This is a genomic window from Pseudomonas sp. LBUM1674 (assembly GCF_059695635.1).
Genome location: NZ_CP166779.1, coordinates 3,291,439 through 3,313,846, shown reverse-complemented (window position 1 = coordinate 3,313,846; position 22,408 = coordinate 3,291,439). Strand labels below are relative to the sequence as shown.

The window sequence follows — 22,408 nt, the reverse complement described above, 5'->3', positions numbered from 1 at the left end:
TGCTGCTTCTAATCGGAACCCATCAGTTCAAGGAAGAAACGGGCTGGATGCACAGGGAAGTGGGCTGTCGCTGGAAACTAGGTAGTCGGGAAGGAGCCCAAAACTGTTCAAATGAAAAAGGCCCGTCAAGGGCCCTTTGTACTCAAACAAAATCACTTGGTCAGCCAGGACTCGACGGTCGCGGAGCCGTGCTCAGCTTTCCATTCTTTCAAGGTCTTGTGGTTGCCGCCTTTGGTTTCGACGACTTCGCCGGTGTGAGGATTTTTATAAACCTTCAACTGACGAGGCTTGCGACTACCGCGCGACGATCTGCTTATTCATCCAGTTACGCTTTCGGGCTGTGACGGGAACCACTCGAGTGCTTGGCCAAGGAATGGATACTCAAACAAGGAAGCAAGCTGGCTCCCACTACAGCCTACCCTTCTCTCTTTCAAGCCCGACCGAATTGTCGATATTTCGACGATGCATGGATCCGGCCAAACCTCTGCGCTGAACCTGATGCCTTTGATCTTCCGGCAAACAACGATTCGTGGCATCGCCGTTGCTCCTCGCTCCTCATTTGATCGCATGAACGAATTCTTGAATGAGCACAAGATTCGCCCGTTAATCGACCACGTGTATCCATTTGATCAAGCACGCCAAGCGTATGAGCACTTGGCCAGAGGCGCCTTTGGTAAAGTAGTGATCAAAATTTCGTAAGGTCAAGAAAGGACTGGGTCATCCGGCGGTTGAGTACCGATTCCACTAACTAAAGTCGATGGCTGTGATCGAAGGGTTCCAGCGCAGAAGCCCTGGATAGTCGAGCACAAAGCCGCCGGACGGCTCAAGTCATTAAGGTGCTACATGCGTTTGGAAAATCTTGCTAACCACAGTCCACTTACCTTCGACTTTCAGCAGATGGAAGAAGTCAGTGAAAGAGATGCCTGACATGTCGTTAGCGTCGATGCGAGCGCTAGCCGCGGTACCGACGATTTCGATGCGGACTATAGCGGCCTGTGCGTCAGGAGATGGACGGAAATCCTTGTCGATCCCATCGAACAGGATTGGAATCGCGCCGCCGGCCAGCTTGCCATCGGCGCCGACGCTGTACATCGTCGCATTTTGGTTGAAAGCGGGCTTCATGATGCTGCTCTTTGCCTGCTTGCAGCCCTCAATGTACTTGTTCAGTACCTCGGTGATAGCTTGGTATTCTTGTACGTACGTAGGGTTGCTCATGGTTTTACTATTGATAACTTGTTGGTCGCGCGGTAGGTTATCTGCTTGAGCAATCGCGCCCAAGCTGGAAATTAGGGCCACAAAAAACAAACTCTTGATAGAAGTAATTTTCATTTATTCACTCTTAATTTAATAACGATTGCGATTATTGATTTATGCTCAATTGCAAAAAGCACAGCAGGTGTTCCGAAAAACGTTGGTGCTACTGTAGCTTCGCAATAAAATTAACGATATGTTTTCAATAAAGAATTCCACAGTTTCACCGTGACCTGCGGACTCTTTGTTTTTGAAACTACTTGCTCAGGCTGGTCTTGAGTTCTTGAGATGCCTGCTCGATCGCAGTGCGGAACTCCGGCAGATGGCTGAATGCGTTCGACAGCCCAAAATCGTGAATCATGCCGTTATAGCGTACGGACTTCACAGGTACACCCGCAGCGTCGAGCTTGCGGCCGTAAGCTTCAGCTTCATCGCGCAGGACATCGAATTCGGCAGTTTGGATCAGCGTCGGCGGCAAGCCTTTTAACTGCTCGGTTGTCGCCTGCAGCGGCGACGCGTAAATCTGCTTGCGTGCTTCGGCGTCGAGTGTGTAATTGTCCCAGAACCACACCATCAAGTCCTTCGTCAGGAAGTAGCCGTTGGCAAACTCCTTGTAGGACGGCGTGTCAAAATTTGCATCCGTCACCGGACACAGCAACACTTGCGAACGTAGTGCTGGTGCGCCCTTTTCGTTCGCCATCAAAGCAACCACGGCTGCAATGTTCCCGCCTGCGCTGTTGCCAGCTACGGCAAGGCGTTTGCCGTCTACGTTCATCTCCTTGCCATGTTCGGCCACCCATTTTGTCGCAACATAGGCTTGCTCGATGGCGACGCCGTATCCCGCCTCAGGCGAGAGGGTGTAGTTAACGAAAACCGCCACCGCTCCCGAGCCTACCACCAGGTCACGCACCAGCCGCTCGTGGGTCTGGAAGTCGCCCAACACCCAGCCGCCGCCGTGGAAGTACATGAACGCGGGTAGGGTTTTCTGATCGCTGCCGACCGGGCGCACGACGGTTAGCTTCAGGTCGCGGCCATTGACGCGGATCGTCTTCTCGCTGACGTCTGCTGTCGGCAAGGCCACTTGGGGGGCAGCCTGGGCAGCCACCAGCGCGGCGCGGGCCTCGACCGGCGTCATGGAATCCAGCGTCTTGACGCCTTCAAGGGATTTCAAAAATTCTGCTACATGGTGTTCAACGCCAGGCTGGTCGGCTGCAAGTGCATTACCAAGCGACAGCGTCACGACGGAAGGAGCGAAAGCGGAATTGAGGATCTTCATGATCTTTCCTATGTATAGCCTGAATGTCTGCATCATCAAATAGCGAGCAACTTTATTATCTGTTGCGGCTTTGATCCGGCGGTCGAAGGCAACGTCTTCAAGGCTGTATGCCGGACGTACATTTCCGCCGACGCCCGGCTGCAAAAGAAAACATAGCAGGCATGCAGTGCAGCCTCGTCGCCGCGCGCTCAAGGAGGATAAAGCCTCAAGGGGCGACGTGTGTGTGGAAGATCTTACTGACCACCGTCCATCTGCCATCCACTTTCAAGAGATGGAAAAAGTCGGTGAAAGAGATGCCTGACATGTCGTTGGCGTCGATGCGAGCGCTAGCCGCCGTACCGACAACCTCGATGCGGACTATAGCGGCCGGAGCGTCAGGAGATGGGCGGAAACCCTTGTCAATACCTTCGAACAGAATTGGAATCGCGCCGCCTGCCAGCTTACCTTCGCCATCGACGCTAAACATCGTTGCTTGCTCACTGAAAGCTGGCCTCATGATGCTGCTTTTGGCCTGCTTGCAGCCCTCAATGTACTTGTTCAGCACCTCGGTGATGGCTTGGTACTCTTGTACGTAAGTAGGTTTGCTCATGGTTTTACTCCTGCTTCGTTGGATTGCATTGATTACTGATTTGATTAATGCAGAAAAGCTTCAGGCTTTGGTATCAAGCCAGACAGATCCATAACGTGTGTAGGCTGCAGGAATCTCTATGACTTCCCTCAAGTCATCTGCAGCGGTGCGAACCCAGAATGGATCACGCAGCATTTGCCGACCCACGAACACCAGATCAGCACGGCCGTTTTGCAAGATTTCTTCGGCCTGACGCCCACTCTGAATCACACCCACAGCGCCTGTAGCAATATGCAACTCCTTACGCAGTAATTCAGCGGCCGGTACCTGGTAACCCGGGTAGGTCTCCACCTTGACCATCTTGATCCCGCCGGAGCTGCAGTCGATCAGGTCAACACCCTGCTCTTTCATCCAGCGACCATATTCGAGGAACGACTCAGGCGTGTTTCCGCCTTCGGCGTAATCGGAGCTGGATATCCGTACGAACAGAGGACGATCCCCCCAATGATTTTTTACTTCTTCCAGCACCTCGCGCAGGAAGCGATAGCGACGCTTGGCATCTCCGCCATATTCGTCGTCGCGGGTGTTAGCCAGCGGCGAGAGAAACTCACTCAATAAGTAGCCGTGCGCGGCATGGATCTCAAGCACATCGAATCCAGCGTCGCTGGCACGCCGTGCGGCATCGCCGTAAAGCTTAACCAGACCCGGAATTTCATCAGCCGCGAGTTCGCGAGGAACAGGGCTTGTTTCCGTGAACGGAATCGCCGATGGCGCGATGTGAATGAGATCGGGCAGGTCAGCATTGCGCCCCGCATGGCCGATCTGAGCGCCGGCTTTTGCACCAAAGCCGTGAAGCAGTTCGGTTAGCGCTTTCAAGCCGACAACGTGTTCATCGCTCCAGATACCAAGGTCACCGGCTCCGATACGACCGTCAGCCTGGATAGCCAGCGTTTCGGGAAAAATTAGCGCCGCCTGACCCAGAGCGCGAGCTCCATAATGAACGCGGTGCCAGTCAGTGACAAAACCATCATCAGCGGCCATGTGCATGCACATAGGGGACATGACGACCCGGTTTTTCAGTTTGAGGCCTTTAATTTCATGGGGGGATAGCAACAAGCTCATCTGGCGGATTCCATAGTGGTTGATATGGAATCATGCTAACGTACACAGCACATATGGGTAAGTACGCACAATTTTGTGCTGTAGGCACACTTTGTATACCATGGAGATAACAGTGAAAAAATGTATTCCTCAGGGTGAAATTGAGGCGTTCGCTTGTCCCGTCGCGTTCACCGTCGATGTCATCGGTGGGAAATGGAAATCGCTTATATTGTTCCACCTGATGTCCGGAACGAAGCGCTTCAACGAGCTGCGACGCCTAATACCAGATATCACTCAGAGGATGCTGACACTCCAGCTGAGAGAGCTGGAGACTGATGGGATTATTCATCGCGAAATCTATCGCGAGGTGCCGCCCAAGGTGGAGTATTCGCTCACAGAATTAGGTAACTCTCTCGCGCCCTTGGTGCGTGCCATGCGAGAGTGGGGAGCTGTGCATGAGCACACGATCTTGGAACTCAGGCGCTTTGCGGTCGATGACGACAAGTTCGAATCTCTAGCCTGAGTCTGTACCGCAGCGCGACGCTGGCAATCGATGCGCCGGGCTAGGCAAACTCTTGAATGACCTAGGCCTTGAAGGATTTTGAGCAGGAACGGCGTTGTGGCTGCATGAAACACCCACTTAAACGGCTAGAACGGGTGCCCACTTAAATTTATGTGCCCACCATGTCTTGACTTTGCAGGGCTGGGTAGATGACTTGGCCGGACGAATATGCCTCTCCAAGAGTTTGACAAACTTCAGGAGTGAAACCGGACGAAGCCTTCCACCGGCACCCGCTTGCTTGCGAGCGTGTTCTCCACTTTGGTGTTATCTGCATATCCCAAGCTCATGGCGCACACCATCTTTTGATCGCTCGGCAGATTCAGATGCTCGAAGATCAGTCGATGGTATTTGTTGAATGCGGCTTGCGGGCAGGTGTCTAGACCGAACGTTCGGGCCATCAGCATCACATTTTGTAGAAACATGCCAAAGTCGAGCCAAGAGCCCTGCTCCATGGATCGATCGGTGGTAAATACAATGCCCACCGGCGCGTCAAAAAACTTAAAGTTGCGCGCATGCTGTGCCTTCATCGCGAGCTTGTCTTCGCGGGGAATACCCAATAATGAATACAGTCCCCACCCCAAGGCCCGTCGACGATCAATGAACGGCGACTTCCAAGTCTTGGGATAGTAAGCAAACTCTTCGTAATGCAGATCATTCTGTTCAGGATCATCCAAAACCGTGTCTATTTTTCGCGACAAAGAGATTTTGCTATCTCCCGTGAGGACGTGAGCTACCCATGGTTGAATATTGCTACCCGAGGGAGCCCTCGAAGCATGGGAAAAAATTGCTTCCAGCACCCTACGTTCAATCGGATCGGGCAAAAATGCTCGCACTGAACGGCGAGTTTCAATGGCCTCGATCACACTCACTCTCGACTGGCACATAAGCCCTCCAACTCTGGTATCGAATGACGCTCCACCGCGTCCCAAATCACCTCAAGACAGGCGTAGGACATCTGGAATCAGCGCTGTTACAGCGACAATGGAACGGAAAAAGTGACAATTGATCACGTCGAGAAATAAAAAAACGCTGACTGAAGCGTCAGCGTTGAGGAAAAACCACCAGGCTGAAAACCTCGAAATGCGCGTAGTTCGTTCGTGTCGGGTCGTTAAAGCAGCGGAATGCTGTAGCTCACGAATACTCGATTTTGGTCTTGGTTCCGAGCCGCTTCACTATTGGATTTACCGTTACGCCAGCCGAAACCCACGTTTTTTAGCACCCCGGATTGAACGACGTAGTCCAGAGTAAAGTCTCTTTCCCATTCCTTCTGATCACTACCGGACGCTGTCTTGATATTGTGGCCAGAGAAGTACATGACCGACGCTTTTAGACCAGGAATGCCCAGCGCAGCGAAGTCGTAAGCGTACTGGCCGAAAGCTGTATTTTCGCCTGCGCGAGTGAAGCTTTGGATCAAGCGATCGGTATACAGGTAGAGGCTCGAACCACCGGCCCCCTTATCTAGAAGGCTACCCTGATTGAGTTGAGTAAAATTGCTGCCATCTGAAACGCTTTGATAACCCGCCGTAACAGCGTGCCCACCCACGGTGTAAATCAGCGCAGCACTCCAAGTGCGGTTATCGATCTCGCCATCGCCGTTCTTGGTGTATCCACTTATTCTGTAGCCAGATGTGCCGGAACTATTCTCACCTGACGAGTCGGTTTTGAAGTATCGCAAGTCAGTTTTTAGTGACTGATTATCCGAAATCATAAGCGTGTGAATCAGTCCGAAAAAATGCTGTGTGTAGTAGTCGTCGAGATTGGCATAGTAGTACTGAGCAGTCAGATCCTTGGTGACCTTCCAATCGGCTCCAGCAAAGTCGAACTTGTTGCTTTCACGCGTGCCGCCGGCCACAGAAAGCCCCGTTCGATCAGTCGAACCACGGCCCGTCGCATGCTCGATCCGGCCGCCAATCAAAGTCAGATCTTTGAACTCGCCTGAAGTAATCTGACCGCCTTCGAAGGTTTGTGGCAGCACGCGCCCATCATTGGCGACCAGGATTGGAAGCTTCGGAATCAGGGTGCCGTAGCGAAGCTCGGTCTTTGACATTTTAACTTTCCCGGTGAGGCCGAGCCGGCTCCACTCGTCGACAGCGTTGTTGTCACTGTCAGAAGGAATCATCGAACTGCCAACGTGCCGTCCTGTACCGCTATCCAAAGTGATGCCCATCAGGCCGAGGGCATCGATACCAACCCCTACAGTGCCATCGGTATAACCCGACTTGAAATCGAGCATGAAACCTTGGGCCCACTCTTCAGTTTTAGAGGGGGCCGCTGTGCCATCGCGGTTATCGTTACTGAAGTAAAAATTTCGCATTCCCAAGGTAGCCTTGCTATCACTCAGGAAGTCGGCATTAGCATGGTGACTTAGGGCAATACACCCAAATGCCACAGTTACTGCAATTTCTTTCCTGCTCATCCAAAGTGCTCCCATTTTTTGTTTTAAGTTTCAGAATCAAGACAGAATGTAAAGTCACTGCAATGCCGGAGGTTAGAGGGCGCAGTATAAAGCTACCAATTCACTTCCCATTGCAATTATACGGTTTGATCTATTAATCCACCCGCGCACAGGGATCTTGAGCCGCGCAATTGTGAAAGACGACTCGAACTAATACAGCGTGTCGCACTCAACTCTAAGCACAAGAAACCCCACGCACCAAAAATGCCATGATCGAAAAATTCCGAATAGATTAGCTAATCATTGCTTTTCATTTTCCGGCATGAAAAGCTTATGCACACAAGCGTTACGAAGATGCCCCCAGTTTTCGCAGAGTACAATCAATCGAAAACAACCGGGTATTTATAGGAACTACCGCTCGCCAGTCGATCAAACCCCTGGTTGATATGTTCTAGCGTTGCAACCATTCATTGAATCTTGCAAACTGGTGAAGAACTTCCAACCGCTCAAAACCATTCCCGACAGGTAGAACGTAACAGGCAGCAAAAACTGCCTGTTATGTGGCATATCGGCAGCAAAGGCTCGGGCCATTGCTGCACGCCTTTTCATATCTTTGCGGCAACCGCGAGGATCCTCCGACGCTCTCCACACAGAGACCTTGAGCACTCAAGACTTGTGGTGCCCATACCAGTGGGATTCTCGCCCTCCCCCTTTACGACCCGGATCCCTCCAGAAGGTAGAGGTGACTTTTCGCTGACTGAGTGCGGTATCCAATCACATCCTGGTAGTCTTGGGAGTGGTAGAAGTCGCGAGCCTTTTCAGGACTTTCGAATTCGACCAGCACAACCCTTTCCACTTTGCGGTCGCCTTCAAGCACTTGAGGCTCACCACCGGCTATGGCGAATGTCGCCCCCCACTTTTCCAAGACCGGGCCAACCCTCGTCATGTACTCGTTGTAGAAATACTCTGGATCGGTCACAACCAATTCCGCGTAGATAAAACCTTTGCGTTGCATACCAGCACCTCTTTTTTTGTTATGGAATTAATGGGTAGATCCCAGATAAGCAGCTCTTACAGCGGGATCATTACGCAATTCGCTGGCAAGGCCATGAACCGAGATTCGGCCATTTTCAAGAACGTAGGCGTAGTCGCTTACTTCGAGCGCCGCAGCGGCGAACTGCTCAACCAGGAGCATCGTCACACCTGTCGTCTTCAGTCTCTCAATGATTCGAAACACCTCATCAACAAGAATGGGCGCCAAGCCCATAGATGGCTCATCGAGAAGAATCACTTCAGGAGCAAGCATCACCGCCCGCGCCATGGCCAACATTTGCTGCTCGCCCCCTGATAACGTGCCCGCAAGCTGATGTCGGCGCTCTTGAAGTCGTGGGAACAACTCAAGAGCGCGTTCCAGATCCTGGGCGATATCACCTCTGGGTCGGCTTCGCATGAACCGAGGAAAAGCACCCAGGGTAATGTTGTCGATGACCGAAAGAGTCGGGAATACCCGACGCCCTTCCGGTGAGTGCGCCAGTCCGCATCTCGCTATCTTGTGCGACGGCAGCCCCGCGATGTTTTTGTCCCCAAGCATGATCGAACCCTGCTGGGGACAGATCATTCCTGACAATGCCCGCATGGTTGTCGTTTTACCTGCGCCGTTACTTCCTATCAGGCTGACAACCTGGCCTTTCGGCACCTCAAGACTGATGCCATGCAGAACCTGGACTTTCCCGTATCCAGCGTGCAAATTTTTTACCGTAAGCATGGTCAGGCTCCCTTTGTAATAAGGACATGGGGTTCACCAGGCTCGGCTGACGGCTCCGGTTCCGGATCAACCACTGAACCTCCGAGATAGGCTTCGATAACACGGGGATCGGACTGAACTTGAGCAGGCTTGCCCTCGGCAATCTTCTGCCCGAAATCGAGCACGGTGACCGTGTCACAAATGCTCATGACCATGTCCATATGGTGCTCGATCAGCACGACTGTTACGCCGTGATCTCGGATCTTCTTAAGGATCTGTACGAGCTCTGCGATATCGGGTGCAGTCAGTCCCGCAGCCGGCTCATCGAGCAAAAGCATTCTGGGTTTGAGTGCGAGCGCGCGACCGATCTCAAGCAGTCTTTGCTTGCCATAAGGGAGATTGCGCGCTTCCTCATCACGCAGAGATTTGAGCCCCATGAAGTCGAGTATATTGAGTGCTTTATCCTTGGCTGCCTGCTGTTCTGCGCGGTAGCCCGGAAGGTTCAACAGGATCGCCGGCAAGCCTTTATGGAATGTATGGTTGAACGCCACCAACACGTTTTCGAGAACAGTCATTTCGCCGAAAAGCTGAACGTTCTGAAACGTTCGTGCTATGCCGCCCAAAGCGATCTTCGAGGGTGACCGCCCAACTATGGAATGACCGTCGAAAACAGCCTCACCAGCAACGGGAACGTAGATGCCGGTGATGACGTTCATCATGGTGCTCTTGCCAGAGCCGTTGGGGCCAATCAGTCCATGAATAGTGCCACCCGCAATTGAGATGGTCACTTTATTGAGTGCCTTCAAACCTCCAAACTGCATGACGATGTCTTTGGCCATGAACAAAGGTTCACCGCTTCGTTGACCAGATTTATCTTTTTCCCACAATGCAACAGCTCGGGGTTTGGACAGATTCGTCGTAGCAGAATGATCGGCTTTGAGCCTCACGAAAGGTGCTTTCAAAAAGCCCATGACGCCGTTCGGTAGGTAATAGATCACGGCCAGCATCATCAACCCGAAGATCGTCAGCCGTTGTTCGGTGATGTCAGTGATGTTGAAGGCAAACACAACGAACGCGGCAAGCGCCAGGCACGGCAGAGCAACTTGACGTGTTGTAAAGCGTTTACGTGCAATGCCTAACCCGACCGACAGGGTAACAATCACAACCAGCCCTACAACCAACGAGTGGAACAAGGCAAGATCGGAAAGCCAGTTAGGAAGCAACACAACCACAGACGCGCCCAGTATCGCGCCCACTCGACTCTTCTTACCTCCCAAAATCAACGCCAGCAGGAAAAGAACATTGAGTTCGAATCCGAAACCGTTTGGTGCGATGTACTCCTCCGAATAGCTGAACAAGCTACCTGCAAGCCCGGCGAACGTGGCACTGATCACGAAGGCCACCACCTTATACCGGTACACGTTCACGCCCATGCAGTCAGCCGCCACCGGACTCCCTCTGAGAGCCTCGAAAGCCCGCCCTAGGGGAGAACGCAGGATCCGTGTCACAGCGATAAACGACAAGGCAACCGCTGCGAGTACGACGTAGTAGAACTCCTCAGAGGTAAGCCTGTGGTCAAAGAAGACCGGCTTCTGCACCTGCAATCCCTGCGGGCCGTTGGTAAGAAAATCCATTTCGTTTATGAGGATCATGATGATGGTCGAAAACGCGAGGGTCACCATAGCGAGATACGGCCCGGTCACACGCAACGCGGGGAAAGCCAACAACCCACCACATAACGCAGTGACCGCCATGGCTGCGGGTACTGCAGCGTAGAAAGGCAAGCCAAGCTTTGTTGCAATCAAGCCCGCCGTATAAGCGCCTACCGCGAATAATCCAGCGTGCCCAAGGGACACTTCGCCTGTGTACCCGACCAGGATATCCATGCCAAAGAGAAGCACTGCATAAATCCCGATGACTACAACGAGGTGCAGGTAGTAGGGATTATGGAATGCTTGAGGTAATGCCGCTGCCAGGACAAGCAGAAGGCAGCCGGAGATGAGCTGGACGTTTCGCATACTCACACCTTCTTAATCGCGGCCCGGCCGAAGATCCCGGCGGGCTTGATCATCAATACAATGAGCAACAACACCAGACCTGGGACGTCCTTGTAACCGGTTGACAGGAAGAAGCCTGTCGCGGTCTCCGTGACGCCAAGAATGATGCCCCCAACGATGACGCCGACACCGGACGTCAGTCCTCCAATGATCGCCACTGCGAAAGCTTTCAAGCCCAGCGCTACACCCATGCTCGCTCCAGTCAAGGTAAGCGGAGCAACCAAAATGCCTGCGAATGCGGCGGTCATGGATGAGAGCGCGTAGGAGAAAGTAATGACGGAACCGGTGTTAATACCCATTAGGCCGGCCGCATCTCGATCAGAGCTAGTGGCGACAACTGCTTTACCGAAAATTGTTTTGCGGTTGAAGAACTCAACGGCGAGCATCAACAGAATGGCGCCGCCCACTACCATCAGCTCCATCGGCATCACGAATGCGCTACCGATCTGCAGTGGTGTCTCGGGGAGTGGAGAAGGAAACTTCATATCATCCTTGCCCCAGATGTTTTCAGCCACATTCTTGAAGATGATTGCCAAGGCAATCGTTGACATGATCCAGCCAAATTCCGACTTAATTTTCATGGCCGGACGCACAGCGATTCGCTCCACAACAACACCTTGTAAAGCGCCGAAAAGCATCACCAGCGGAATCGCAGCCCAGTAACCGACGTAAGGGTAAAGAGTCAGTCCAACAAGCGCCCCAAGCGCAAGTGCCTCACCCTGCCCGAAGTTCAATGTGGTGGAGGTCGCAAACGTTAATTGGTATCCGAAGGCGATCACCGCATAGATCATGCCCATAGAGATACCGCTGAGCAGCACTTGTAACAGTAGCCCGTCCATTGATATGTCCTCCCCTGCAGGGGTCGATATATAGGGGGCAGCGGAGGTTTCCGCCACCCACTTACCAGCTCAGCAAACTAAGGTTTGTTACGGTCGGCCTCATAGGCATATACAACACGACCGTTCTTAATCTCACCGATGACCGCGACTGCGGGAGTCTTGAAAGCTTCGTGATCGGTTTTGGAGAATGGCTTGTCGTATGTCATCACTAGCCCCTCAACCGGCTTTTTCAGGTCTTCCAAGGCTTCCTTGATCTTGGTGCCATCGGTCGAACCAGCCTGCTCAATGGCTGCTGCCAGGATGTAGACGCAGTCGTAACCTTGTGCTGCCCACACCGGGCCAGGGATCCGGTCGACAGCGTAAGTCTTGAGGTAGTTGTCAATGAATGCTCTACGCTTATCGGTAGCGCCATCAAGAATGAAGGTCTGTGGCATCCTCACTCCTTCAGCGTTGGCACCTGCGTTTTCAGAAAAGTTAGGCATCGACAAAGTCCAGCTACCGATCATTGGGACTTTCCAACCCAGCTTGGCCATCCCGTTCGCAATTTGCGCGAGCTCCGGGCCGATCCCATAGGTCAATATCGCTTCGGCGCCGCGCATGCGTGAACGCAGCAATTGCGGCGTCATATCGACGTCCTTGATATTGAATTTTTCAACGGCTACCGGCTCAATGCCTTTTTCCTTGAGCACCGCTTCCAGGTCGGCACGACCTAATTGTCCGTAGTTGGTGGAGTCCGCAAGGATGGCCACTTTCTTGAACTTACGAGTCTCGACAGCTTCTTTCACGATCATTTCAGCCTGAATACGATCGGGAAGCGAAACTCTGAAGATGTAGCTGTCAGGCAGGAAGGTCTTGGTGACCTCGGTGCCCGATGGGCCAGGAGTTACAACCGGAATCTTGGATTCCTGGTAGAAACGTTGGCTGGCCAGCATTACACCGGTATTGATAACACCTACCGCTGCGACGATTTTGTTGTTGTAAATTAGGTCTTGGGCAACCTGATTTCCGCGTTCGTTTTTTGCCTCATCGTCGCGCTCGACCAGTTCCAGTGGCCGACCTAGTACCCCTCCCTTATCGTTTATTTCTTTGACAGCCATTCGCATGGCATCTCGCATCGAAACGCCCATTGGGGCTGACGCGCCTGTATACGGGCCAGGTGCACCGATTTTTATGGGGTCAGCCGCCATGGAGTTCATGGCAAGCAGCAGAGTTGAAACAGCCAAAGTAGTACGCAGTAGAGCTCGCATGATTTGTCTCCGTTGTTATTGTTTTCAAATCTTTTGGCGGAACGTTAATTAATGAATGTGGAGCCCTCCATTCACATCCAGCACAACTCCAGTCACATAACTCGCCATATCGGACACGAGATAGAGACATGCATTGGCCACTTCCACCGGCTGGCCAATGCGTCCTAGCGGGGTCGCATCAAGCGTTAATTTGCGATTTTCATCCGAGAGTCTTCCCGCGATCAGGTCGGTCTCAATCAAACCAGGAGCCACGGCGTTAACTCGAATGCCGTCAGGCGCGAGCTCTCTGGCCAGTGCTTTCGCCAAGGTCTGAACGCCACCTTTGGCCGCCGAGTAATGAGCGCCGCCCATGACACCGCCACCACGTTGCGCTGAAACCGACCCCATGCAGAGGATGTTTCCACTACCCGCTTGGCGCATATGTGGTACCACTGCCTTCGACATGTTGAGCGCGCCGCGCAGACTGACGTCCATCACCAGGTCGTAGCCTTCATCATCGATTTCCAACAGACGTCGCGGCTGACTAACTCCGGCGTTATTGATCAGAATGTCGATCTGCCCGAAAGCTTCGACGGCCTGCTCAACTACCTTCTTGCAACGCTCTGAATCCCTCACATCGCAAACAAAACCTTGATGAGGCAAGCCGAGCCTGTCGGCGGCGATCTGAAGTTTGTCGGCGGCAATGTCGACAAGAACGATCTTGGCCCCCTCCTCTGCAAATCGTCTGGCAATGGCCCAACCAATGCCGTTGAGCGATCCCGCTCCCGTCACCAGCGCCACTTTGTCCTTGAGCAACATATGGTTATCTCCTCCTGTGACCGACATTCGCCGGCGCCCAGGCTCAGTGAATGTGTAGCCCGCCATTGACGTCGAGAACGACGCCCGTTACGTAGCTCGATAGGTCAGACGAGAGGAAAAGACAGGCGTTTGCGATATCCAGGGGAAGAGCTAGGCGACCAAGCGGTGTCCCGGTCATAGCTGCCTGCCGACCTTCGTCAGTGAGCTTGCCCACGAGCAGCTCGGTGTCGACCAACCCGGGAGCGATTGCATTAACGCGGATACCATCGGGAGCCAACTCGCGAGCCATCGCCTTGGCAAGGGTCTGAGTTGCCCCCTTAGCCGCCGCATAATGGGGGCCACCTAGCACACCACCACCCCTTTGAGCGGCTATCGATCCCATGTTCACGATTGCACCGCTGCGCCGAGCGCGCAGATGTGGCACTACTGCTCTGGACATGTTGAACGCGCCACGCAGGCTGACGTCCATCACCAGCTCGTAATCTTCCATCGTGCTTGCCATCAGCTTGAATGGCTGACTAACACCCGCATTGTTGATCAGGATGTCAACCTGTCCAAACGCCTGGATAATTGAGTCAACGGTACGTTCACAAGCATCGGGGGATCGAACATCGCAGCTATAGCCAACGCTGCCATTTCCGAGCTCATGAACTGCAGCGTCAATCACCTCCGGATCGAGGTCGAGTATCGCCACACGAGCCCCGTTTTCGATGAACAGCTGGGCGGTAGCCCAGCCAATTCCCTTCAACGAAGCGCCACCGGTGATGATGGCGGTTTTCCCTTTAAGTAACATGGTGATCTCCTTTGTTCTTGTTTTCGGAGAAGCAGTGATGCACTCAAACGATGAGGATTACCGACCCACTCGTTTTGCCTGATGCGAGGTCTTCGTGAGCGGCGCCCGCCTCTTTCAGCGGATACTGATGGTCAACGCGAATGCGCAAATCGCCTGATTTGATCAACGCAAAGAGCTCGCTTGCCCCTCGTTGGAAATCAGCAGACTCAGCGACATAGTGCGAAATGGTCGGACGGGTGATGAACAGAGAGCCTTTGTTGCGCAGGTAGGCGAGATCGATCGGAGCGACGTCCCCAGATGCCCAGCCGAACGATACGATCAGGCCGAAACGCTGTGCGCAATCCAAGGATTTTTCGAAAGTTTCCTTGCCGATGGACTCGAACACCACGCTCACGCCCTTACCGTCAGTGAGCCGCTTGGTTACCTCCAGAAAATCTTCTTTCTCGACATCCACTGGATGAGCACAACCGTATTCTTTGAGAATTTGCGCTTTCTCTTGCCCAATGCAGGTACCGATGACCTTGGCGCCGAGATGGGACAGCCACTGGCAGAGAATAAGGCCAACCCCACCCGCCGCTGCGTGAACCAAGACCCAGTCACCCTGCTTGATGTCTTTCAGGCGTGTGGCCAGGTACCAAGCCGTCAGGCCTCGGAACAACGCGCCGGCAGCGGTAATCGAATCCAGGTTTTGGTCAGGCAGCTTGAACACGCGCTCAGCAGGGACATTCCTTTTCTCGGCGTAAGCCCCTGGTGTAAGAAAGTGGTAAACAACTTTGTCGCCCTCAGTCAGACCAGTGACCGATTTGCCTACTTTTTCGATGACCCCGGCAGCGGCAAATCCCAGTCCGCTCGGCAGTTTAGGAAGCGGAAGCAAGCCGGAACGTAACTGGGTGTCAATGAAATCGACGCCAATGGCTTCTTGGCGAATCTGAACTTCATTATCGCCCACCTCGGGCAACTCGATTTGTTGCCACTGAAGCACTTCCGGGCCACCGGTTCGTTCGACAATGAGTGCGCCTACTGAATTGCTCATTCTGATACCTCGCTAAAAAGTACGTGGGATTTGTTATTGCGCTGTCCAACCACCGTCCACCATCAAGCTTGCTCCGGTCACCATCCGTGCTGCTGGGCTAGCAAGGTAGAGAGCTGCACCGACGATGTCCTCGACTTGGGCCATATGGCCAAGCGGGATTTTGGAGACAAGAAATTGCTGTTTTTCAGGCGTGTTGACGATGCTGCGCACAAGGGGTGTATTCACGAATGTGGGAGCGATGCTGTTGACCCGCAGCCCCCGATCCGCAAACTCAATCGCCATCGCCTTAGTCAAGCCTTCAACAGCATGCTTGGTCATGCAATACACAGTTCGATTCGGAGAGCCGACATGCCCCATTTGAGAGGTGATGTTGATGACCACGCCTGGGGTGTCGGACTGCTTGCTCAGCATTTTTTTTGCGGCCGCTTGAGCAGTCACAAAGCATGCTCGGACGTTGAGATTCAGCATGGCATCCAGATGTTCATCACTCACTTCCACCATCGGCTCGGGGAAATTTGTGCCAGCGTTGTTAACCAGGATATCGAGGGAGGGAAGCTCATTGATCAGAGCACGTATGGCGCTGGAGTCGGTTACATCGCAAACCGCTACAGTTGCTTCGCCACCTTGTGCGCGGATGTAGCCTGCGACGGGGTCAAGAGGATCTCGATCGCGGCCAACCAGGATGACGTGGGCACCGGCGTTGGCAAAGGTCAGAGCAATGCCCTCGCCAATACCGCCACCTGCACCTGTGATCAAGGCGGTTTTGCCATCCAGACGGAAGCTTGGGGATACGAAAGGTACGAGGTCAGAATACACAGCGGGCTCCTTTTGTTTTTGTATGGTGCCGTTACCGTTTTGGTGAAATTGAGGTTACTGCCGACTGGCAAAGTCGACCAATTCAATTATCATTAGAATTATGCAATCTAATCTAATAATGAGGCCGACATGCCCACGCCACTTGATCCCCAGCCGTTACCGAACGTGAATTTAAAGCTGCTGCAAGCATTTATGCTGGTGGCCGAGCACGGAAGTTTTCGCCAGGCAGCCGACCTGACGCACAAGTCCCAATCAGCGGTGACCAGCCAGATCAAGCAGCTGGAAAGCCAGTTGGGCGTTCAGCTTTTTCACCGAACGACTCGTCAGGTCAGCCTTACTGCCTCTGGTGTTGAGTTGCTCGAAAGTGCAAAGCGGGCCGTGCACGAGGTCGAGCTGGGATTGCGGCGCATTCAAGAGACGACGGATCTGAAGCGAGGTCGAATTTTCCTGGCCTGTTCAACCACGGTTGCAGCTACCCGGTTGGCGAAAATCCTCGCCGCATTCGAAAGCGATTACCCAGGGATCGAAGTTTTCGTTCGTGAACTGACCTCCGGCGACATGCATGACAGCATTCGCAAAGGTGAAGTGGATTTCGGTATTGGGCCGGTCAGCGACTTTCCGGATTTCAACTGTGAAACGATCCTCACAGAAAATCTGTACGCGTTAGTCCCGAAAAAATTGCACAAGGAGGGAGGGTCAACCATCACAATGACCGAGCTCGCCCAGATGCCGCTGCTACTGCTTAATCTCGCGACAGCTCTGCGGGCAGTTGTCGATGACACTGCCAAAAAGCTCGGGCTGGAATTGAAGACGCGATATCAGTTCAATCAGGCGCAAACGCTGATATCAATGGCAAATGCTGGATTGGGCGCTGCAGTTTTACCTGCAGTGGTATTGCCGGATCATCCCCATCCGGACACTCATGAAATGCTGATCATTGAGCCAGAGCTCACGCGGCAGGTGGCCATTATCACAATCAAAGGACGATCAATGTCACCTGCCGCATCCCGCTTGGCTCAACTCGTTCGCCTCTTGATAACAGAGCCACATTCGTCTTGCCGTCAACGCAACAGGAGCTGATGGTAAACGCCTAGTTGCTCAATGCATTGAGAATGCGTCTAGCGCGAGATAGCACTGGCGCATCAATCATCTGCCCATCGAGCTTGAAAGCGCCACCCTGCGTTTCAGCAGCAGCTAGAACGCGGTTTGCCCAACTGACCTCGTTTGGTTCCGGCGTCAACGCTTCGTGGATAACGGCCACTTGTTTCGGGTGGATGCATAACACGCCGCCAAAGCCCATTTCTAACGCGGTTTGCACAGCACTGGTTAATCCTGAAAAGTCGTTTATCGACGGGAACACCCCATCTAGAGGGGGAGCCAGGCCGTAAATCCGTGACTGAACAATAACGGAAACCCGAAGGTGATCGAGGACAGTTAGCGCACCTGGCGAACCATCCTTAAGCCCCAAGTCCAGAGCCATGTCGATGGCGCCAAAGCACAACCTTTCCAGTCCTGGCACGGAACAGAGTTCAGGGAGATTCACTGCCCCGAGAGCGCTCTCAATAATGGGCAGAATCGGTTTTGCGGTTTCGGCTGCGTTCGCCAACTGAGCGCGTGTTTCGGCCTTTGGCAGCATGATCCCTATGACGCCCTTATGTCCTTTGCAAAACGCGAGGTCAGCCTCGTGCTGGGCATGGCCGGGTGAGTTGACGCGTACCAAAACTGCGGCCTCGGGGTTGCTGAGCAGATACTCACCTAACGACGCCCGGGCACTGCTTTTTGAAGCCTCCTCCACAGCGTCCTCGAAATCCACGATGACACGGTCTGCGCCACTGGCCAGCGCCTTTTCGTAACGCTCGGGTCGATCACCCGGCACGAAGAGTGCTGAGCGCACCAGATCATATCCCGCTGCACTGATTGAAGCGTTGCTCATGATTTCTCCACCGTTATGTTGAGTGAGGTTAAGCGAAGGCGATCTCGCCAAGTTGGCCAATGCCACCCTTGTTGCCTGCCCAAACCGAAGCTCTCCCCTTCTCTTCGACACGGCCTCCTACAACCAAGGTATCGCCGGCTATAAGAGGTCGAACGCCTTTGAAAGCAAATGTCCGGACGGTCACTTCAGGTTCGAACTTCGAAAATGCGCGCATGACCAATGTGGCAGTAAGAGGCCCGTGCACTACCAATCCTGGATAACCCTCAACCTCGGTCACATATCGCCAGTCGTAGTGGATCCGGTGGGTATTGAAGGTCACAGCAGAGTAGCGAAATAGCAACGTCGGACTGGCGTCGATCTCGTTAGTCCATTCAGCATCCGGCAAGGGATCACCCTCGCCCACAACGGCTTTGGTGACGGCCCGATAGACGATGTCTTGCTCCTCAATCAGAGAGGTCTCTTCATCCTGAATGTACTCATGCCGGACTGTCACAAACAGCAGTGACCCAGTCCGGCCTTGTTTCTCCTTGATGTCCTGGATTGTAGAGCGACGGTGGACAAGCTTGCCAACCACCATCGGCTTCATGAACGACAGTCTCCCACCTGCCCACATCCGTGTTCGGTCTCCTGCGGCAGGAAGGAAATCACCCGTCATCGCGTGTCCATCCGAACGCAACGATTCAGTGAAAGCGAGATCCTGAAAGTACGCCCAATGCCACAACAGCGGTAAGGGGTCGCCATCGACCGGCGCCTTTTCATTGAGGGTCACAGCTAACTTGGCCGCATTTTCCTGTGCGATAAGTTCGGTGCGCTCTTGTGTTTTTCCAACCCACTCTGAATATTCCACAAACCCTCCTTATGCTACCGCTGCGTCAGTTTTCACATCCCGACCGGCCGCATTGGTGGACAAACGAGCGTCTTCGATAACCATGTCCGCTCCTTTTTCCGCAATCATGATGGCCGGAGCATTGGTGTTGCCCGAACAGATACTCGGCATGATGGAAGCGTCGATCACACGTAGCCCCTCGACACCTCGTACCCTCAGTCTTGCGTCTACCACTGCGGTTTGATCATTCCCCATTCGGCAAGAACCCACGGGGTGATACATCGACTGTCCAAACTTTCTCAAATAATCGAGGAGTTGCTCGTCTGTCTGCACCTGACTGCCCGGCATTGTCTCTTTGACGACATGCTTGGAAAGAGGCTCGGCGGCGTAGATTTTGCGCATCCAGCGAATACCCGCGATCAACGCCTTGCAGTCGTCTTCGTGGGTCAAATAGTTCATGAGAATGTCTGGATCGTCATATGGGTTTGCTGAGCTCAGGCGAATTCGACCACGCGATTTTGGTCGAATCTGGCTGCAAGACGCGGTGACGACAGGAATCTTCTCAGGCACGATCTTCCCGTCTTCAGTCACCACGATGCTGAAGGGCCTGAATTGAATCTGCAAATCAGGCGAGACCATGGAGGGATCGGATTTAACGAAGCAACAAACCTGGGCAGCAGCAGAGGTCAGTAGCCCCTTGCGGGAACCAACGTATTGCAAGACATGAGGGATAAGGCGCCAGCCTTGAATCTCATGATTGATGGAAAACTTCGGAGTTACCTGATTCAGAAAATGGACATACGCATGGTCGTGGAGGTTTTCTCCAACACCGGGCAGATCATGAACAACGTTGATGCCATGGCTACGTAGATGATCCTCCGGGCCTACGCCTGAAAGCATCAGCAACTGCGGTGAGGCGATGGTGCCACCGCTGAGAATGATCTCCTTCGCGTATACGTCCCTCTTTTGCTTACTACCTTTAATGGCGAAGCGCACGCCGACAGCACGTTTGCCTTCAAACAAAATCCGCTCGGCGTGTGCATTCACCTGCACTTCGAGGTTAGTGCGGCTGCGAATCGGTTTCAGGAAAGCAGTCGATGTCGATTGCCGCACACCGTTTTCCATAGTCATCTGCGGATAACCAACGCCGTACTGCTGAGCACCGTTGAAATCTTTGTTGAAAGGAATGCCGATCGCCTTCGCAGAATCAATGAACGTCAGTGAGGCGATGTGCGGGTTTATCACGTCAGAAATCGCAAGCTCTCCCGTTGCGCCATGATATTCATCACCCCCACGCAGCTGTCGCTCGCTCTTCTTGAAATAGGGAAGCACATCAGACCAGCCCCACCCTTCGTTACCCTCGTCGCGCCAGGAATCGTAGTCATACGAATTGCCTCGCATGTAAACCAATCCGTTGATGGAACTGGAGCCGCCCAGGGTTTTGCCGCGAGGGCAGTAAAGCGTACGGTTGTTAAAACCAGGTTCCTTAGCCCCTTGGTACCGCCAGTTCACCTTCTTGTTCGAAAACAGTCGGGTCATCCCTGCCGGGATTTTTATCCAGAGCAGGTCGTCCGACGGGCCAGCTTCCAGGAGCAGGACACGTTTGGAAGGGTCAGCGCTGAGCCGGTTTGCCAATACGCAGCCCGCCGATCCTGCCCCTACGATGATGTAGTCATAGGTTGATGCGTTCATTTGTTCACCCCTATCAATTGTTTTTGTCGGAGCTGGCCGATCAAATCAGCCCAGTCAGGTAAAACACGGCGATCACAACAAATGCCGCCATGGTTTTGAAAATCGTGAGGACGAAAATATCGCCATATGCCTGTCGATGGGTTAACCCGGTCACCGCCAGTAGCGTGATGATCGCCCCGTTGTGCGGGAGCGTATCCATCCCACCTGCCGCGATGGATGCGACGCGGTGCATGACTTCGGCAGGTATTGCGTGTTGATGGGCAAGGGCGACGAAATGATCGCCTAGCGCGCCAAGTGTCAGGCTGAGCCCCCCCGAAGATGATCCGGTGATCCCGGCAAGCACGTTGACGCTCACCGCCAGGTTGATAAGCGGATTTTCGATGTTAGACAGCGTGTCAGCGACCAGCTTGAAGCCCGGCAGCGCCGCAATGACGGCCCCGAACCCATATTCCGACGCCGTATTCACGCCGGCGAGCAACGAACCTGTAACGGCGATTTGAGTCGAATTCGTGAACTTGCCGCGGATTCTGCCCCAGCCCAGGATCAGGGTGGCCAAAATGCCCAGCGCCAGTGCACCTTCTACAGCCCACACGGCGGCCATTTTGGTGACATCCTGCGCCACTGCGGCAAAGTCAGGACGGAACGACACAAGCACCTGATTGCTCGCGCCGAAGTGATTCAAAATCAAATCGAGCAGCAGTTTGTTGCCTACCCCAACGATGACCAAGGGCAAGATGGCAATCCATGGACTGATCGTGGCCTCATCTGTAGGCGGCTCCGGCTCGTTGTAATGCCCTGAGCCATAGCCCTCTCCTTTGGCCATCAAGCTTCTACGACGCATCTCCAAATAAGTGATGCCGCAACCGGCGACAAAGATTGCGCCGATAATCCCAAGCCAGGGAGCAGCGTAGGCATCAGTGCCAAAAAAAGCTGTTGGAATAATGTTCTGAATCTGGGGGGTTCCTGGCAGCGAGTCCATGGTGAACGTGAACGCGCCTAAGGCAATCGTTGCCGGGATCAAACGCTTCGGAATGTTATTGCGGCGAAACAGCTCCGCAGCGAACGGGTAAAGCGCAAATACCACTACGAACAAAGATACTCCACCATAGGTCAGCACCCCGCCCACGCACACGATGCAGGTGATCGAGTAGCTGCTACCAAAAACCTTGGAAATGGCTGTCACGATCGATCGTGCAAAACCCGAAACTTCGATCAGCTTCCCAAAAACAGCGCCAAGCATGAACACGGGAAAATAGAGCTTCAGGAGCCCCACCATCTTGTCCATGAACAACCCACTGTATGCAGGTGCAACCATCGATGGCTCAGTAAGAAGCACTGCCCCCAATGCTGCGATCGGAGCAAACAGGATGACGCTGAAGCCCCTGTAGGCCACGAACATCAAAAATCCCAGCGACGCCAGGCAAATCAATAGACTACTCATCAGACGCTCGCTTTTATTTTTGTAAGTCGCACGTTC

The 22,408-nt window shown here is 53.5% G+C and carries 21 protein-coding genes and 2 pseudogenes; 3 read left to right on the top strand and 20 right to left on the bottom strand.

Annotated features, from left to right (window positions below; genetic code table 11):
- Positions 1 to 152: 152 nt before the first annotated feature.
- Positions 153 to 299, bottom strand: a pseudogene (locus ACA067_RS15315) (histone-like nucleoid-structuring protein, MvaT/MvaU family); the annotation flags it as partial.
- A gap of 172 nt (positions 300 to 471) precedes the next feature.
- On the opposite strand from ACA067_RS15315, the pseudogene ACA067_RS15310 reads away from it, so the two are divergent.
- Positions 472 to 699: pseudogene (locus tag ACA067_RS15310) on the top strand (zinc-binding dehydrogenase); the annotation flags it as partial.
- A 132-nt stretch (positions 700 to 831) separates the two neighbouring features.
- On the opposite strand, the gene ACA067_RS15305 reads toward ACA067_RS15310, so the two are convergent.
- From ACA067_RS15305 to namA, 4 genes are all read right to left on the bottom strand, one after another.
- A complete protein-coding gene (locus ACA067_RS15305) occupies positions 832 to 1,215 on the bottom strand; it encodes a nuclear transport factor 2 family protein (protein ID WP_497462783.1) in 384 nt (127 codons plus the stop codon).
- Positions 1,216 to 1,507: 292 nt separating this feature from the next.
- Positions 1,508 to 2,527, bottom strand: a complete 1,020-nt coding sequence (locus ACA067_RS15300) for an alpha/beta hydrolase (protein WP_497462535.1) — start codon at positions 2,525 to 2,527, stop codon at positions 1,508 to 1,510.
- A gap of 205 nt (positions 2,528 to 2,732) precedes the next feature.
- Positions 2,733 to 3,116: a nuclear transport factor 2 family protein gene (locus ACA067_RS15295; protein ID WP_497462534.1), complete on the bottom strand. Its 384-nt coding sequence runs from the start codon at positions 3,114 to 3,116 to the stop codon at positions 2,733 to 2,735.
- Between the two features lie 60 nt (positions 3,117 to 3,176).
- The gene (gene namA / locus ACA067_RS15290) at positions 3,177 to 4,217 is read right to left on the bottom strand and encodes an NADPH dehydrogenase NamA (protein ID WP_497462533.1); all 1,041 of its coding nucleotides are present in this window, start codon (positions 4,215 to 4,217) and stop codon (positions 3,177 to 3,179) included.
- A 112-nt stretch (positions 4,218 to 4,329) separates the two neighbouring features.
- Between namA and ACA067_RS15285 the strand changes: the two genes are divergently transcribed.
- The gene (locus ACA067_RS15285) at positions 4,330 to 4,719 is read left to right on the top strand and encodes a winged helix-turn-helix transcriptional regulator (protein ID WP_497462532.1); all 390 of its coding nucleotides are present in this window, start codon (positions 4,330 to 4,332) and stop codon (positions 4,717 to 4,719) included.
- A 233-nt stretch (positions 4,720 to 4,952) separates the two neighbouring features.
- Here ACA067_RS15285 and ACA067_RS15280 read toward each other — a convergent pair whose 3' ends face one another.
- From ACA067_RS15280 to ACA067_RS15230, 11 genes are all read right to left on the bottom strand, one after another.
- Entirely contained in the window at positions 4,953 to 5,621 is a 669-nt protein-coding gene (locus ACA067_RS15280; protein ID WP_497462531.1) for a nitroreductase, read from the bottom strand.
- A gap of 245 nt (positions 5,622 to 5,866) precedes the next feature.
- A complete protein-coding gene (locus ACA067_RS15275; protein WP_497462530.1) occupies positions 5,867 to 7,174 on the bottom strand; it encodes an OprD family porin in 1,308 nt (435 codons plus the stop codon).
- Positions 7,175 to 7,865: 691 nt separating this feature from the next.
- On the bottom strand, positions 7,866 to 8,168 hold the full coding sequence (locus ACA067_RS15270; protein ID WP_447764783.1) for a DUF1330 domain-containing protein: 303 nt from the start codon (positions 8,166 to 8,168) through the stop codon (positions 7,866 to 7,868).
- Between the two features lie 27 nt (positions 8,169 to 8,195).
- Positions 8,196 to 8,918, bottom strand: coding sequence for an ABC transporter ATP-binding protein (locus ACA067_RS15265; RefSeq protein WP_497462529.1), 723 nt, complete (start codon positions 8,916 to 8,918; stop codon positions 8,196 to 8,198).
- A gap of 2 nt (positions 8,919 to 8,920) precedes the next feature.
- Positions 8,921 to 10,915, bottom strand: a complete 1,995-nt coding sequence (locus tag ACA067_RS15260; protein ID WP_497462528.1) for a branched-chain amino acid ABC transporter ATP-binding protein/permease — start codon at positions 10,913 to 10,915, stop codon at positions 8,921 to 8,923.
- Between the two features lie 2 nt (positions 10,916 to 10,917).
- On the bottom strand, positions 10,918 to 11,793 hold the full coding sequence (locus ACA067_RS15255; RefSeq protein WP_447764790.1) for a branched-chain amino acid ABC transporter permease: 876 nt from the start codon (positions 11,791 to 11,793) through the stop codon (positions 10,918 to 10,920).
- Positions 11,794 to 11,870: 77 nt separating this feature from the next.
- A complete protein-coding gene (locus ACA067_RS15250) occupies positions 11,871 to 13,040 on the bottom strand; it encodes an ABC transporter substrate-binding protein (protein WP_447764792.1) in 1,170 nt (389 codons plus the stop codon).
- Between the two features lie 48 nt (positions 13,041 to 13,088).
- A complete protein-coding gene (locus ACA067_RS15245; RefSeq protein ID WP_497462527.1) occupies positions 13,089 to 13,838 on the bottom strand; it encodes an SDR family NAD(P)-dependent oxidoreductase in 750 nt (249 codons plus the stop codon).
- Between the two features lie 43 nt (positions 13,839 to 13,881).
- A complete protein-coding gene (locus tag ACA067_RS15240) occupies positions 13,882 to 14,631 on the bottom strand; it encodes an SDR family NAD(P)-dependent oxidoreductase (RefSeq protein ID WP_497462526.1) in 750 nt (249 codons plus the stop codon).
- A 43-nt stretch (positions 14,632 to 14,674) separates the two neighbouring features.
- Positions 14,675 to 15,664 (bottom strand): quinone oxidoreductase family protein, encoded by a 990-nt coding sequence (locus tag ACA067_RS15235; RefSeq protein WP_497462525.1) that lies wholly within the window; start codon positions 15,662 to 15,664, stop codon positions 14,675 to 14,677.
- Positions 15,665 to 15,697: 33 nt separating this feature from the next.
- Positions 15,698 to 16,480: an SDR family NAD(P)-dependent oxidoreductase gene (locus ACA067_RS15230; RefSeq protein ID WP_497462524.1), complete on the bottom strand. Its 783-nt coding sequence runs from the start codon at positions 16,478 to 16,480 to the stop codon at positions 15,698 to 15,700.
- Positions 16,481 to 16,609: 129 nt separating this feature from the next.
- Here ACA067_RS15230 and ACA067_RS15225 point away from each other — a divergent pair, with 129 nt between their 5' ends.
- Positions 16,610 to 17,560, top strand: a complete 951-nt coding sequence (locus tag ACA067_RS15225) for a LysR family transcriptional regulator (protein WP_497462523.1) — start codon at positions 16,610 to 16,612, stop codon at positions 17,558 to 17,560.
- A gap of 10 nt (positions 17,561 to 17,570) precedes the next feature.
- On the opposite strand, the gene ACA067_RS15220 is transcribed toward ACA067_RS15225, so the two are convergent.
- The 4 genes from ACA067_RS15220 to ACA067_RS15205 are packed head-to-tail and all read right to left on the bottom strand — an operon-like array spanning position 17,571 to position 22,372.
- The gene (locus ACA067_RS15220) at positions 17,571 to 18,413 is read right to left on the bottom strand and encodes an HpcH/HpaI aldolase/citrate lyase family protein (RefSeq protein WP_497462522.1); all 843 of its coding nucleotides are present in this window, start codon (positions 18,411 to 18,413) and stop codon (positions 17,571 to 17,573) included.
- Between the two features lie 28 nt (positions 18,414 to 18,441).
- A complete protein-coding gene (locus ACA067_RS15215; RefSeq protein ID WP_497462521.1) occupies positions 18,442 to 19,260 on the bottom strand; it encodes an HTD2 family dehydratase in 819 nt (272 codons plus the stop codon).
- Positions 19,261 to 19,269: 9 nt separating this feature from the next.
- Complete coding sequence (locus tag ACA067_RS15210; RefSeq protein ID WP_497462520.1) at positions 19,270 to 20,931, bottom strand: GMC family oxidoreductase; 1,662 nt, start codon at positions 20,929 to 20,931, stop codon at positions 19,270 to 19,272.
- Between the two features lie 40 nt (positions 20,932 to 20,971).
- Entirely contained in the window at positions 20,972 to 22,372 is a 1,401-nt protein-coding gene (locus ACA067_RS15205; protein WP_497462519.1) for a GntP family permease, read from the bottom strand.
- Positions 22,373 to 22,408: the final 36 nt, after the last annotated feature.

Bases quoted from the DNA above. Each gene is read 5' to 3' on its own strand.
- ACA067_RS15305 (WP_497462783.1), bottom strand. From the start codon at position 1,215: ATGAGCAACCCTACGTACGTACAAGAATACCAAGCTATCACCGAGGTA.
- ACA067_RS15300 (WP_497462535.1), bottom strand. From the start codon at position 2,527: ATGAAGATCCTCAATTCCGCTTTCGCTCCTTCCGTCGTGACGCTGTCG.
- ACA067_RS15295 (WP_497462534.1), bottom strand. From the start codon at position 3,116: ATGAGCAAACCTACTTACGTACAAGAGTACCAAGCCATCACCGAGGTG.
- namA (WP_497462533.1), bottom strand. From the start codon at position 4,217: ATGAGCTTGTTGCTATCCCCCCATGAAATTAAAGGCCTCAAACTGAAA.
- ACA067_RS15275 (WP_497462530.1), bottom strand. From the start codon at position 7,174: ATGAGCAGGAAAGAAATTGCAGTAACTGTGGCATTTGGGTGTATTGCC.
- ACA067_RS15270 (WP_447764783.1), bottom strand. From the start codon at position 8,168: ATGCAACGCAAAGGTTTTATCTACGCGGAATTGGTTGTGACCGATCCA.
- ACA067_RS15265 (WP_497462529.1), bottom strand. From the start codon at position 8,918: ATGCTTACGGTAAAAAATTTGCACGCTGGATACGGGAAAGTCCAGGTT.
- ACA067_RS15260 (WP_497462528.1), bottom strand. From the start codon at position 10,915: ATGCGAAACGTCCAGCTCATCTCCGGCTGCCTTCTGCTTGTCCTGGCA.
- ACA067_RS15255 (WP_447764790.1), bottom strand. From the start codon at position 11,793: ATGGACGGGCTACTGTTACAAGTGCTGCTCAGCGGTATCTCTATGGGC.
- ACA067_RS15250 (WP_447764792.1), bottom strand. From the start codon at position 13,040: ATGCGAGCTCTACTGCGTACTACTTTGGCTGTTTCAACTCTGCTGCTT.
- ACA067_RS15245 (WP_497462527.1), bottom strand. From the start codon at position 13,838: ATGTTGCTCAAGGACAAAGTGGCGCTGGTGACGGGAGCGGGATCGCTC.
- ACA067_RS15240 (WP_497462526.1), bottom strand. From the start codon at position 14,631: ATGTTACTTAAAGGGAAAACCGCCATCATCACCGGTGGCGCTTCGTTG.
- ACA067_RS15235 (WP_497462525.1), bottom strand. From the start codon at position 15,664: ATGAGCAATTCAGTAGGCGCACTCATTGTCGAACGAACCGGTGGCCCG.
- ACA067_RS15225 (WP_497462523.1), top strand. From the start codon at position 16,610: ATGCCCACGCCACTTGATCCCCAGCCGTTACCGAACGTGAATTTAAAG.
- ACA067_RS15220 (WP_497462522.1), bottom strand. From the start codon at position 18,413: ATGAGCAACGCTTCAATCAGTGCAGCGGGATATGATCTGGTGCGCTCA.
- ACA067_RS15210 (WP_497462520.1), bottom strand. From the start codon at position 20,931: ATGAACGCATCAACCTATGACTACATCATCGTAGGGGCAGGATCGGCG.
- ACA067_RS15205 (WP_497462519.1), bottom strand. From the start codon at position 22,372: ATGAGTAGTCTATTGATTTGCCTGGCGTCGCTGGGATTTTTGATGTTC.